Origin of the sequence: Oscillibacter hominis (assembly GCF_014334055.1) — a bacterium.
GTDB classification, from domain to species: Bacteria; Bacillota; Clostridia; order Oscillospirales; family Oscillospiraceae; genus Oscillibacter; species Oscillibacter hominis.
In genome coordinates this window covers 1,100,337-1,113,660 of record NZ_CP060490.1, presented here as the reverse complement: position 1 = coordinate 1,113,660, position 13,324 = coordinate 1,100,337, and the positions used below count along the sequence as shown (strand labels likewise).

10 protein-coding genes and 1 tRNA gene are annotated in these 13,324 nt (G+C 59.9%); 1 reads left to right on the top strand and 10 read right to left on the bottom strand.

Annotation, left to right across the window (positions count from 1 at the left end; genetic code table 11):
• Positions 1-61: 61 nt before the first annotated feature.
• Positions 62-138 (bottom strand) — tRNA-Arg (locus tag H8790_RS05590).
• A 221-nt stretch (positions 139-359) separates the two neighbouring features.
• On the opposite strand from H8790_RS05590, the gene H8790_RS05585 reads away from it, so the two are divergent.
• Entirely contained in the window at positions 360-968 is a 609-nt protein-coding gene (locus H8790_RS05585) for a hypothetical protein (protein WP_187333906.1), read from the top strand.
• Positions 969-1,031: 63 nt separating this feature from the next.
• Here the strand turns inward: H8790_RS05585 and H8790_RS05580 are convergent, their stop codons facing one another.
• From H8790_RS05580 to H8790_RS05540, 9 genes are all read right to left on the bottom strand, one after another.
• The gene (locus H8790_RS05580; RefSeq protein WP_187333905.1) at positions 1,032-2,366 is read right to left on the bottom strand and encodes an MATE family efflux transporter; all 1,335 of its coding nucleotides are present in this window, start codon (positions 2,364-2,366) and stop codon (positions 1,032-1,034) included.
• Positions 2,356-2,799, bottom strand: coding sequence for a MarR family winged helix-turn-helix transcriptional regulator (locus tag H8790_RS05575; RefSeq protein ID WP_187333904.1), 444 nt, complete (start codon positions 2,797-2,799; stop codon positions 2,356-2,358). The genes H8790_RS05580 and H8790_RS05575 overlap by 11 nt, the downstream gene beginning before the upstream one ends.
• Positions 2,800-2,964: 165 nt before the next feature.
• Positions 2,965-3,603 carry a YigZ family protein gene (locus tag H8790_RS05570; RefSeq protein ID WP_187333903.1) on the bottom strand — a complete coding sequence of 213 codons (639 nt, stop codon included), beginning with the start codon at positions 3,601-3,603 and terminating at the stop codon, positions 2,965-2,967.
• On the bottom strand, positions 3,578-4,129 hold the full coding sequence (locus H8790_RS05565; RefSeq protein WP_187333902.1) for a GNAT family N-acetyltransferase: 552 nt from the start codon (positions 4,127-4,129) through the stop codon (positions 3,578-3,580). Before H8790_RS05565 ends, H8790_RS05570 begins: the two co-directional genes overlap by 26 nt.
• Positions 4,102-5,382: a GTPase HflX gene (hflX, locus tag H8790_RS05560; RefSeq protein ID WP_187333901.1), complete on the bottom strand. Its 1,281-nt coding sequence runs from the start codon at positions 5,380-5,382 to the stop codon at positions 4,102-4,104. The genes H8790_RS05565 and hflX overlap by 28 nt, the downstream gene beginning before the upstream one ends.
• Positions 5,383-5,413: 31 nt before the next feature.
• Positions 5,414-5,917: a flavin reductase family protein gene (locus H8790_RS05555; RefSeq protein ID WP_187333900.1), complete on the bottom strand. Its 504-nt coding sequence runs from the start codon at positions 5,915-5,917 to the stop codon at positions 5,414-5,416.
• A 114-nt stretch (positions 5,918-6,031) separates the two neighbouring features.
• The gene (rpmE, locus tag H8790_RS05550) at positions 6,032-6,235 is read right to left on the bottom strand and encodes a 50S ribosomal protein L31 (RefSeq protein ID WP_021748737.1); all 204 of its coding nucleotides are present in this window, start codon (positions 6,233-6,235) and stop codon (positions 6,032-6,034) included.
• Positions 6,236-6,384: 149 nt separating this feature from the next.
• Complete coding sequence (addA, locus tag H8790_RS05545) at positions 6,385-9,915, bottom strand: helicase-exonuclease AddAB subunit AddA (RefSeq protein ID WP_187333899.1); 3,531 nt, start codon at positions 9,913-9,915, stop codon at positions 6,385-6,387.
• Complete coding sequence (locus H8790_RS05540) at positions 9,908-13,222, bottom strand: PD-(D/E)XK nuclease family protein (protein WP_187333898.1); 3,315 nt, start codon at positions 13,220-13,222, stop codon at positions 9,908-9,910. Before H8790_RS05540 ends, addA begins: the two co-directional genes overlap by 8 nt.
• Positions 13,223-13,324 lie beyond the last annotated feature (102 nt).

The following is a 13,324-nucleotide window of genomic DNA, read 5'->3' as shown; positions in this document are numbered from 1 at the left end:
CTAAATATGTTCTCAGTAAAACAAAAAACCGCTCAAAGCCTTGCGGCTCTAAGCGGCTTTTTGGTACGCCGTGAGGGATTCGAACCCCCGGCCTTCTGGTCCGTAGCCAGACGCTCTATCCAGCTGAGCTAACGGCGCTTGTCCTCACAGACAGCTTAATTATATTACCACATGCCTCTTGAATATGCAAGAGTTTTTTCATAGTTTTTTCAATTTTCTTGCTCCCTTTAATCGGCAAGGCCGACGTGCGCTTGATCAATAAATCCCACGCCCTTTTCACACCCGGTAAAGCAAAGTATTGTAAACCTTTCCCTTTTATGATAAGATATGATTATATTTACACAGAAAGCGGTGGGTCAATGGAAAGCAATACATTTAAAAGTGTGATGTTCGGCGGGTTTGACCGTCAGGACGTTATCAGCTATATTGAAAAGACCTCTCAGGAAACTACAGCCGCCATGGAAGCCCTGCAGCAGGAAAACGAAGCTCTGCGGACCGAGCAGACCGCCGCACAGACCCAGTTGGAGGCCCTGCGTCAGGAGGCGGAGAGCTGCCGTTTGGAATGCACCCGTCTGAAAGAGGAACTGGAAACGCAGTCCGCGGCCAGGGATGCCCTGAAGCGTGAGTTGGACGCCCTGAAGCCGGAGCGCGACGCCCTCCTTGCCCAGGTGCAGGAGCTGAAGCCTCAGGCGGACTCCTATCAAAAGGCAAAGGAGCACATCGGCAACATCGAATGCGAGGCCCGCAAGCGCGCCGATGAACTGGAGGCCGCCACAAACGAACGGCTCAACCAGCTGCTGCAGCAGTGCAAGCAGCAGTACTGGGCGCTCACCTCCACCTTTGAAACCGCCTCCGCCCATGTCACCGGAGAGATGCGCAAGATTGAGGTCAGCATCTCCCAACTGCCTGTCTCTTTTGACAAGCTGGGTGTGGATCTGAGGGCCCTGGAGGAAACACTGAACGGCTGAAGCCTTTTTTGAATCAGGATAGGAAAAGCGGCGGGAGATTCCCGCCGCTTTATTTGTTCCCGCTTACTTCCAGTAGCCATAGCGCCGGCGGCAGCGAATGAGATAAAAGAGGGACAGGGCCAACGACAAAAGCTCCGCCACCGGCGTGGCAAACCAGACGCCCTCCACGCCGAAAAGGGATGAGAGCCCCAGAAGCGATGCGCTCAAAAAAACAAACGTACGAAGAAAGGATAATATTGCGGAGGTCCTCCCGTCGCCAAACGCTGTAAACAGGGCGGACGCAAAGACATTATAGCCTTTGAAGAGATAGCTCAGCGCGTAAATTCCCAGGCCGGATACCGCCAACTCATAGACCGGCGTCCCCTGATGGGTAAAAATCCCCGCCAGGTGTTTTGCGAACAGGAATGTGCCGGCGGACATCACTGCTCCCACTGCAAAGGAGAACCGGGTGCTCATCCGGAAGAGGCGCTTCAGCTTCTCTTCCTCCCCGCTGCCGTAATTATAAGAAAACAGAGGTGCCACGCCAAGGGAATACCCCAGGGCAATGGCAATGAGCACAAAGTCCAGATAAAGCAAAATGGAGACTGCCGCCACGCCGTCCTGCCCCAACATCCGCATCATGATGATGTTGAACAAAAATGTGGTGACGCTGGTGGAGAGATTATTGACCATCTCCGAGGAGCCGTTGACCATGGTATGGAGCAGAAGGCGGAAATCCGCCTTGGGTTTGACAAAGTAGAGCGCCCCCTTGCGGTTGCAGGCAAAATACGCCAGGCCGTACACCGTCGGTAAGGCGTACCCGATGCCCGTTGCAATGGCGGCTCCGGCGACTCCCATATGGAACCTGGCGATGAAGAGATAGTCCAGCGCCACATTGGCAAGCCCGCCCAGCACAGTGGTCGCAAGGCCGATGTAGGGCTTTCCGCAGGCCACATAGAGGGTCTGAAACTGAAGCTGCAAAATATTGGCCCCAAAGAAAAAGACCAGCGGAAAGGCATAGTCCCGGCAATCCTGGAAAATCTCGTCATTGGCGCCCAGCGCCCGGATGATGTCCTCCAAACAGAAAAAGCATACCAGCGTCACCGCCACGCCAAGGAGGATTGTGGTCAGAAGGACGAAGGTCAGGTCCTGCCGCGCCTCCTCCTCTTTCCCCTCCCCTAATTTTCGGGAGACGACGGCCGTCAGCCCGGTCCCAAACATGGTGCCCAGGCCGATGGTGACGCTCAAAAGCGGGTAGACGATATTTACCGCAGAGAACGCGTTGGTTCCCACCAAGCGTGAGACAAAGGTGCCGTCCACCACCGTATAGAGAGACATCACCACCATGGTCAGGATGGAGGGGAAGGTGAATTTTAAAATGGAGGGGAGCGTAATCTCCCGCCCCAGCTCATTGTTCATTTGAATCTTTGCTCCATTCAATTTCCGAAATGGTACGCAGAATCTCTTCAAACAGCGAAAGCTGCTCTTCCGCGTACTGATTTTTCAATGCCGTCTCAATGTGGTCAAACACTCGGTCATAGTTGGCAAAAAGCGCCTCCATCCGGGGGCTCAGCCTGATGTAATATACCCTTCTGTCCTTTTCGCTCCGGGTTTTTACAATGGCCTCCGTCCGCGCCAGTTCGTTGATCTTCAAGGTGACGGCCGGCTTTGTCACCCCCAGCGTATCCGCGATTTTGCTCACCGTGCATTCTTCTGTCATCCAGATCACGTTGAGGTACAGGAGGCTGTTGTAGGAAAGCCCATTGAAAAAGTCCGCTCCGTTCATCATCCGCAGCTCATAAAGGGCCATATGGTAGTAGAATTCATCTACACTCCGGGCCAAACCGGTCATATTTCCAACTCCCAATCTACAATACTTTATTGATTTTAATTAAATCAGCTTAACTAACTTACTACAACGCGATTCATTTGTCAATGGCTTGATAACCGTCCGGCAGACTCCACAGCCTGAACTATATGAAAATCCGGCAGCGCAGGCTGCCGGATCGATGTATTGTTATTTTGCTTCTTCCCGGGGACCGGGCTGGAAGACCTGCCCCAGAGGGCGCATGGTGAGCTGCCCGGCGGAGAGTTCGGTCAGCCGGTCCTGGAACCGCCCGGCCATTCCGTCGGGAAAAGCGCCGTGGATCAGGATTTCTGCACCGTATTCCGCATCCATCAGATGGCCGGACGCCCCTTCCATCTCTATTTTCACCTGCTCAAAAAGCGGGTAGCTGCAGGGAATCTCCCACTGGGTCCAAAGGCTCATCCGGCAGACGCCGGCTGCATTCAGCGCGTCCTTCGCCCCTTTGGCATAGGCCCGGGTCAGACCCCCGGCGCCCAGGAGCACGCCGCCGAAATAGCGGGTCACCACGCAGCATGCATTGTAAACGCCCTCGCGCTGGAACACGTTCAGCATGGGCTGCCCCGCCGTGCCCTGGGGCTCTCCGTCGTCGCTGTAGCGCAGCACGTTTCGATCCCGCAGCAGGTAGCACCAGCAGTTGTGACGGGCATCATAATGATGTTTTTTTGTCTCTTCAATCCTGGCGCGGGCCTCCTCCTCGGACTCCACCCGCCAGACCTTGCCGATGAAGCGGGAACGCTTTTCCACGAATTCACTCTCCGCCGTCTCAAAGGGCACCAGATAGGATTCCACGTTTCCACTCCTCCTTTGTCAGCGCATAGTGCAGGCACATCCGCTTCTCATGCAGCAGTTCCACATTGGCCTGGGCGCAGTAACGGTAGCGAAAGCCGCACTTTTCAATCACCCGCTGGGACTTTAGATTCTCCTGATAGTGACAGCACCAGATGGTCTGAAGCCCCATTGCTGTAAAGCCGTACTCCAGTATAGCGCGGACCGCTTCCGGAATCAGCCCGCGTCCCCAATACTCCGGGTGCAGGGCGTAGCCGATCTCGTCGTCCGGCTGTTCCAACACGCCGTAATGGATGTCCGTGAAGCCGACGGAGCCGATGACCCGCCCCGTTCCCTTCAGCTCAATGGCGGCCACGCCGGGCGCGGCAAACACCGTGCGGATGATCTCCAGACTCTCCGCCTCACCCCTGTGGGGCGGCCAGCCAGCCGCCGGCCCCACCCGGGGGTCCTTTGCATAGTCGTATACATCTGCGGCGTCCGTCTCCCGGAAGGGACGCAGGATCATTCTTGCGGTTTCGATTCGATCCATTGGCTCACCTGCCCCAGCGTTTTCGGCGTGCAGACCGCCGTCACATCAATGGTGTCGCTGTAGTCCACCTGTTCCACTTTTGCCTCCCGGTACAGCGCGTCCAGGAGCCCGCCCTTATCGTAGGGCAGGTGCAGCGTCACCCGTCGGCTGCCCTTGTCCAGCCGTTTGCCGATCATGGCTAACAGATCGCCGATCCCCTGCCCTGTTTTCGCGGAGACGGAAACGATGTCCTCTCCATGGGGCAGGATGTCTCCCCCAACCAGGTCGGATTTGTTGAATACGTTGATCCTGGGCAGCTGGTCCGCCCCCAGCTCGTGAATGAGAGCCTCCACCACCTGGGTCTGCTGCTGCCACTCAGGGCTGGACACGTCGATGACATGGAGCAGCAAATCCGCGTACTCCAGTTCCTCCAGCGTGGCCTTGAAGGCTTCCACCAGCTGGTGGGGCAGCTTGCGGATGAACCCCACGGTGTCGGAGACCACCACGTCCAGCGTGTCGCTGACGCTCAGCAGGCGGCTGGTGGTTTCCAACGTGTCAAAAAGCCGGTTGTTGGCCGGAATGGCGGCGCCGGTCAGCTGGTTGAGCAGCGTGGATTTACCGGCGTTGGTATAGCCCACTATGGCCACCACGGGAATCTCATTTTTCTGCCGGCGGTCCCGCTGGGTGCCCCGGACACGGCGCACTTCCTCCAGATCCTCCCGCAGTTTGGCGATCTTGCGGTGGATGTGCCGGCGGTCGGTCTCCAGCTGGGTTTCACCGGGGCCGCGGGAGCCGATGGGGCCTTTGCCGCTGGTGCCAGCCTGACGCTCCAGATGGGTCCACATGCCCACCAGCCGGGGCAGCAGGTACTGATACTGGGCCAACTCCACCTGAAGGCGGCCCTCCCTGGTCTTGGCCCGCTGGGCAAAGATATCCAGAATCAGGCCGCAGCGGTCCAGCACCTGAACGCCAAGGAGCCCCGTTAGCACACGCATTTGTGAAGGGGACAGATCGTTGTCAAAAATCACCATGGTGGCTTCTGTGTTCTCCACGTAGAGCTGTACCTCCGCCACTTTCCCCTCCCCGATGAAAGTGCGGGGGTCCGGTTTGTCCCGGTTCTGAAGGAGGATGGCCGTCACCTCACCACCGGCGGTTTCCACCAGGGCGGACAGCTCCTCCATGCTGGAATCGTCGGCGGTGCCGTCCCGTCCAAGGACCGGTGAGTTCAAGCCCACCAGCACCACCAAATCCCGTTTCTCTTGTGTTTGTTCCATGTATACTCCTTTGATTACTCCATCTGGATGTTCAGCGCTGGTACGCCTCCATCACCTGGCCCACATAGAGGCGGTGCCAGCCCTCGCCCTGGTAAAAGCGGTTGATCCTCTCATCAAGGACGCAGGAGGGTTCCAGGTCTTGGGCGTACATCTTCCTGCACACCAGGACCAGCTCCGCCTCGTCAAAAAACGGCGCGTCGCCCGCTCCATAGCGCACGGTGAGGCCGCACTCTTTCACCTTGTCCGTGTCCCGGCCGCTTTTTGAGCCGCAATAACCCATCAGCTTCTTGTGGCTCATATCAAATACGGAGACGGTGAAATACTCCTGCCGCTCCATAAACTCAAACGTATAGCGCTCCGGACGGACATAGACTGTGCAGGCGGGCAGGTTCCAAAGCCGCCCCAAGCCGCACCAGCCGATGGTCATGGTGTTGCATCCGTCCTTTCCGCCGGCGCTCAGCAGCGCGTTCTGTGTGCCGAATACCTCCAATACCTTTGGTGAAACCTCATTCAGCTCCACTTTGTGCAATGGCATGCTTCCACTCCCTTTTAAGAACAGTTCCGCGCTTTAGGCGGAGCACATCAGTTATTATATGCGCAAAGATAGAAAAAGTAAAACCCGTATCCAAAGCGGATACGGGTTTTGTGATCACTTGTCCAGGCCGAACTTCTTGTTGAACTTGGCGACGCGTCCGCCGGTGTCCACCAGCTTCTGCTTACCAGTAAAGAAGGGGTGACACTTAGAGCAGACTTCTACCTTGATATCCTTCTTAGTAGAACCTGTCTCAATCACATTACCGCAGGCGCATGTAATCGTAGTCTGCTGATAATTGGGATGGATTCCTTCCTTCATTGCTCTCGTTCACCTCTTTCATAGTCAGTATCTTTCCATAAAGGCGTTTTTCAGTATAACACCGAACAAGTTGAATTGCAAGCTTTTTTCATTTTTTTCTGCACAATCCGTCGCCGCAGGGCCAAAGGGCCGTCACGGCCTTTCCGGCACTACAGCGGCACTTCCCTTCCGGCTGGCAGGAAATAGAGGAATTTTCCGCCCACCGGCTGCCCCAACACCCGCTCCAGCGCCTCGCTGTAAGCCTCCAGCTGGGGCCGGTACTGCCCTGACCGCTCCATGAGCCTTTCGCCAAAGACGTGATCCGTCTTAAAATCCACCACATACAGCTTCCCCTGCTCCTCAAAGCAGCAGTCCACCACGCCCTGGAGCAGGATCCGGTCGTCGGAAAGGGCCCCATACCGGCGGGCATCCACCAGAAGGGTAAAGCGGTACTCCCGCAGCACCCGCGGGGAAGAGCGGATCCGCTGGGCAAGAGGCGTGTCCAAAAACCGCTTAAGATCCTCTAAATCCACCTCCGCGGCCTGCTCTTTGGTGAGCAGACGGCGCTGGACCAGGCGCTCCACCTGACTTGCCACATCCCTGTCCTCAAAGTTTAGATATTGCAGCACCAGGTGAGTGGCGGTGCCGCGCTGGGCGGCGGTCAACTCCCCGGCCATGAACCTGGGCCGCGCCAGGGGGCGGATGCGGGGTGGGAGGGCCGCGTGCTCGGAGATTTCGCTGTCCGCCTCCCTTCCCTTGAGCTGGGTGGCGGTGAGCTTGGCGGGCAGCGTCACTTCCCTTGCATAGGGGTACTCAAATTCCAAAAGCGCCGGGTCAAAGTCCAGCTCTTTTCGATCCTCCTGTGCGGCCGGCAGGGCCGTCCCAGAGTTTTCCCGGTACTCCTCCCCCTGCGCTAAGAACACTTCCCAGGGAGCGCCGCCGCCCGCCGTCAGGGGCACCTCGGCACCGCAGCGCAGCGGCTCGGCCTCCGGACGGCACAGCAGCGGCAGCAGCAGCCAATCCCCCATGCACTCGCAGGATTCCACCGCCTCAGGCCTTGCCGGGCAGGAACAAAGAGGCACAAGGGACGATATGTGTTTTTCCGCGCCGTAGCGGCTGTACACCAGGATCAGCTTCTCCTTGGCACGTGTCATGGCCACGTAGAGAATCCGCATCTCCTCCGACTTGCTCTCCCGCCGCAGCACCGATTCCAGCGCCTGGCGGGCAATGGTGGGATATTTGATCCGCCGTTCCAAATCCACCCGGATCGGGCCAAGGCCAAGCCGGGGATGGACCAGCACAGGCGTCTGGTAATCCATCCTGCTGAAGGGGCGTGAAAGGTCCGCCAGCAGGACGATGGGGAACTCCAGGCCCTTGGACTTGTGGATGCTCATCAGCTGAATGCCGCCCGAGCCGGTTTTCCCATGGGTCTCCGGTTCCTTTCCCGCCTCCAGGAGCCGGCGCAGCTGGGTCACAAAGGCAAATACGCCCCGATAGCCGGAGGACTCAAACCGGCGGGCGTGTTCAAAGAGGATGATCAGGTTCTCTTTCCGCTCCTCCCCACCCTCCATGGCGCCGAAAATGCCCAGGGCGTTGTACTGATTGTAGATGTGCCAGAGGAGCCGGTGGAGGCTCATGTCCTGGGCCGAGCGGCGCAGCTTATCAAGCTCCGCCAGGAAGGCAGCGCAGTCCTCTCCCCCGTCGGCGCAGAGGGCATCGTAAAAATCCCCCTGGGGAGTGCCGGCGCGGACCTGGGCCAGCCGGTCCGGCGTAAAGCCGGCGAGCGGTGATCGCAGCACGGAGATGAGGGGCACGTCCTGGCGGGGATTGTCCACGATCTGAAGGAGATTGTAGATCACCGCCACCTCCATGGTGGCAAAAAAGTCTCCCGTGGTGTCGGCGCTGCAGGGGATACCCTGCTCTTCCAGGGCGCGGCCAAGCTCAAAGGCCCGGCCGGCCGGTGAGCGCATCAGCACCACGATGTCCTCCATGCGGCAGGGGCGCAGGGCGTCCCCCTCCTGGACCGGGAACCGTTCCTCCAAAAGGCGGCGAATCCGCCGGGCAATCGCCCGGGCCTCCGCCGTCACCCGTTTGAAGGGCCGCTCGACTCCCCGGTTCATGGCCACATCCACCAGATGGAATTCCACGGCGCAGTCCGTCCTGGGCAGGTAGTACTCCGCCCCGAAATTGAGGGCTTCCTCCGCCCCATAGGCCATCTCCCCCATCTGGGGGGACATGATGTTCCCAAAGATGAAGTTGGAGCCGTCCAGCACCTCACTGCGGGAGCGGAAGTTCTGGGACAGGAGGATTTTGCGCTCCTGCCCCTCCTCCGCCTGATCCGCCGGAAGGTAGGTCTGATAGTTCCGCAGGAAGATCGTGGGGTCTGCCAGCCGGAAGCGGTAGATGCTCTGCTTCACGTCGCCCACGGTGAAGAGGTTTTCCCCCGATTTCGACACAGCGGCAAAGATGCAGTTCTGCACCTCGTTCGTATCCTGGTACTCATCCACCATGATCTCCCGATAGCGCCCCGCCACCTGCTCTCCCAACTCCGTGGGGCCGCCCTCCGGTTTTACTAAGAGTTTCAAGGCCAAGTGCTCTTGGTCGGAAAAGTCCGTGGCGTTGATGCGCAGCTTTTCCTGCTGATAGGCTTTGGAAAAGGAAGATGTCAGCGAGAGCAGCGCCAGCATGGCCGGCGCAACGGCCCGCAGGTCCTCCATGGCCTCCTCGTCGCTGACCCGAAGCACCTTGACCGCCTTGGCCATCTCCTTTTTGCAGGTGTCCCAGAGGGTTTTCGCCTGATCCTTCAAAGCGCCGCCCTCGGCGGCCTTGACGCTCCCAAGGCGCGGAAACTCCAGAGGCGCGGCCGCAGCCTCCGCCCACGAGCGCTCCGCCGCCCGGGCAAGGCTCCCAAGGGCGTCGGCAGCCGCGGAGAAGCCGGGGCCATAGCCCTTCTCCACCGCCGGAACCCCGCCCATCCTCGCAAGCATGCCCGTCAGCATCTGCTGCCAGTAGGCGGCCTTGCCGGCCACGCCGGAGAGGAGCTCTCCGGCGTAGGGGGTGGCGCCGATGTCCTCACCCGGGTCTTTCCAAAAGGCCTCCTGCTCCTGCAGCCAGGCTTCTGGATAGGCGTGGCTCTGGAGCTTGGCATACAGTGTGGCCACCAGCTCCTCCAGGTTGTGGTCGTCCCGTCCGGCGCCCAGGGTGTCCGCCAACAGCTCTCCCGCTCCGTCCAGGCCGCCGTAGAACCGCTCCAGCACCTGGCTCAGCACCCGCTGGCGAACCAAGGCAGCCTCGTTTTCGTCCAATACCCGGAAATCCGGCGTCAAACAGCGCTTTTGCCCCTCCTCGGCAAGGAGGTGGGCGTTTTCCCGCAGCAGCGCGGTACAGAAGGCGTCCACCGTCTTGATGTCCGCCTGGTAGACCCGCAGCATCTGCCGCTGGAGATGGGCGTCCTCAGGCGATTCCGCCAGGCGGCGGTTCAACTCCTCCGCGATCTTTCCACGCAGTTCCGCCGCCGCGGCCCGGGTATAGGTGATGATCAGGAAGTCATCCACATTGCAGTGCTCGTCCGTGACATAGCGGAAGAGCCGCTCCACCAGCACCTTGGTCTTGCCGGAGCCGGCGGCGGCGGACACTAACAGCGCCCCGCCCCGGTTTTCCACCGCCGCCGCCTGATCCGCGGTCAACCGGATATCAGCCATTCGTGCCACCTCCCCCCACCTGTCTCCAGAACTCCGTCGGGTCCACCGGACGGAGATAGGTCAAATGATCGCTTCCACGGCCGTCCTCAAAGTGGCAGGCCGAGGCATACTCGCAGAACTGGCAGTAGGCATCCTCTTCGCTGTGGCAGCAGGGATCCGCGTCGATGACGCCGTCCCGAAGCTCCCGGGTGATCTGGTGCAGCAGCTTTTCCACGTAAGTTCCAAGTTTTCCGATTTCCTCCGCCGAGGCAAGCGCCCCGGGGATGGCCTCCTTCACCCCGCCGTCCCGGCCCACGGCAATGGGCAGATAGTGGGGCGATGTCAACGCGTCGTGCTCCATGGCGGTGAGCACCTCCGGCGCGCCCAGAATCATCCCCTGCCGCCTAAGCTCCCGACGGATGTCCTCCGCCAGCTTTTCCTGGGAAATATCCCGGTCCCGGTTCAACAGCACGTCCCTCGCGGGCAGGTACAGCACACCGGCCGGTTCAATGGGATGTCCAAAATAGGTTGCCCCCTCCTTTTGCAGCGTAAACAGGTAGAGCAGCATCTGGATGCCGATGCCGTGGCGGATTTCCGATAGGTCAAAGCTCTTCTTGCCGGTTTTATAGTCCACCACCCGCAGATAGAGCCTGCCGTCGTGGAGCCAGCCGTCCACCCGGTCCACCTTCCCCATAAGGCACAGCTCTGTGTCCGCCTCAGAGATGGCGATGACCGGCAGGTCCCCATGGGAGGAAAACTCCAGCTCAAAGGCCAGAGGCACAAAGTCCGACTGGCGGAGCTCCTCCGCCACATTTTCCACCACGGAGACCACCGTCCGCTTCAGCCGGCGGAACAGATACCGGAACCGGGCGCTGCGGTCCTGAAAGTTGGCATACTCCCGGGCGGCGTATTCGTCGATACAGCGGGAGATCATCGTCCTGAGCTGTTGGTTGGAGACTTTTCCAAAGCCGCCCTCCCCGGCGGCCTCCCGGGTGACATGCTCCAGGACATCGTGGAGAAAGGTTCCGATCTCCGGCGCGTCAAACTCCGCGGCGGAGCGCTCCTTTGCCTTCAGCCCATACTGCATGAAGTAGGCAAAGTGGCAGGAACGGAGCTTATCCATCCGGGAGGCGGACATGCTCATCCGGGCGCCGTAGAGCGTCTGCACCACCTCGGCGGAAAGGCGCCCCCTGCGATAGCCGGAGGCCTGCTCCATGGCGCGCAGCTGAGGCCGGTCCGCAAAGTAGCGCCACAGGGCACTGCCCCGGTTTTGACCCGCCGCCTCCAGCGCCGGAATCGGAGCTGTTAAGCGATACTCCTTTTCAGACCCTTCCTTTTCCAGCATGACAGCGGGAAATAACGCCCGAATCCGGCCGATCACAAAGGAGGGCCTCAACTGGGTGCCGGAGACGTCGGCGATGGGATAGCTGATAAAGAGGCGCTCTGTGGGCTGGGCCAGGGCTGCGTAGAGGTTTTGCAGTTCAACGGAGAACTGCGCCATGCCCGAGGGCGCGAGCCGGATGCCCCGGATGGCCAGTTCCTCCCGGTCGTCCTCGTTGAGAAGGCCCCCTCCGCTGTCCACCGCAGGCAGCACGTGGTCGTTGGCTCCCAGCAAAAACAGCACGCCCACTGCGTGGCGGTCGTTCCGGGAGATCTCGCTCACCGTCACCTGATCCAGGGACACCGGAATGCTCCCCACGCTGTACTGGGTCAGCACCAGCCGCATCAGCTTGGCAAATTCCTCCATATCCATGGCCTCAGCGCCTACTATCTCCACAAACTGATCCAGCACCGACATCAGGATTTCCCACAGCTGGCTGTACTCCTCCGCCAACTGCAGCTGACCGCTTTCCTGCAATTGGGCGATGCGCTGCTCAATGGCGCTCTGTAGGCCGATTCGTTCCAGATAGCAATAAAGCGCTTTTACTTTACCCTCTGCATGTTCCGATTGGTTCATCGCTTGATAGAGGTCAAAGAGCGGGGCGCGCACCGATGCGCGGATGCGGTTGATCTCCCGGAGCTGCGATTGCTGGGGTTCCTCCCAGCGGCCGCCATAGCCCTCCGGATTGGCCGACCAGTCCTCCTCCCGGAGCCACATGGAGCCGCAGATGTCCCATTTGATGACGTAATTTTCCAGCAGGTCGCACTCTGCAAGGGAAATGCCGGCCATGCCGGTTTTCAGAAAGCGGAACATGTCCTCATAGGAGAAGTTTCCGGAAAGCGCGTCCAATACGCCCACCACCAGCGTCAGCACCGGCTTTTGCAAGATGTCGCTGCGGCGGTTTTGAAAGATTGGAATCTCATAGCGCTCAAAGACGTTCTCGATCACCGCCTCGTACTCGTCCATGTTCCGGGCCGCCACGGTGATGTCCCGGAACCGGCAGGCGCCTCCGGCCACCAGGCGGCGGATCTGGGCGGCGGTCTGCTCCACCTCGGAAAAGACGCTGTCCGCTTCCAACAGGCGAATGGGCGCGTCCCCTTCCCAGGGGACAATCCTGCCAAAAAAGTGACGCTCCAAATGATCCAGGGCCGTGGCCTCCCTGCCGTCCAGCCACAAGACCTCCACATCCACGCCGGCGTCTTTGGCCATGCGGAGCAGGCTCTCCCGGGTCCGGAGGCTTTCCGTGAAAATGCCCGATGGGTCTTCACGGTCCCCAAGCAGCGTCACCGTGACGGTGCGGGCCTGAAGCAGCATGACGCCAAGGGCCCGCTCCTCCTGGCCGTTGAAATAGGTGAAGCCGTCGATGAAAATATCCTTGCCCGCCACATAGCCGGACTCCGCCAGCGCATCATTCATGCGGGCCATCCGATCCCGGGCGTCCAAGCCCGGGCGGTGGAGCTTCGCGTCGTAGGCCGCGTAGATCAGCGACAGGTCCCGCAGCTTCTGCCCCGGCGCACCGGAGATTTCCCCGGCCTGTTCGGCCAGATGGGAAGGCGTCACCGCATAGCTGTAGAACTCGTCAGCCAAGGCCTGAAGACTCTCCAAAAAGGCCAAGCGCTGGGAAGGTCGGCGATAGACCTGCAAAACAGGCGCTGTTTCCGTCAGTGCCTTTTCCATGGTCAGCAGTTTGCCGCCCTGATCCAGCACCACATCGGCAAGGCCGCCTGAGAGGGACAGCACCCGGGAGGCCAGCAGCCGGAAGCTGAGCACTTCGGCGTGGCGGCTGGCCGTGTCTCCGCAGGAGCGGCACAGGTCCAGCTCCGCCTGGTGGGAGGCGTGCTCCGGCACCAGCAGAATCTGGCGGCTCTCATCCCCCAGGGCGGCGATCTCTTGAAGCACCCGCTCCGACTTTCCACTTCTTGCCCTGCCGATCCAGATACGAAGCATCCTGCATTCCTCCTCTTTTCCGCGGCGGCGGACGACGCATTTCAAAGCTATTTTACCATACTGTCACTGCCTTTGCAAAGGCCGTCGAATTGTGGTAAAATT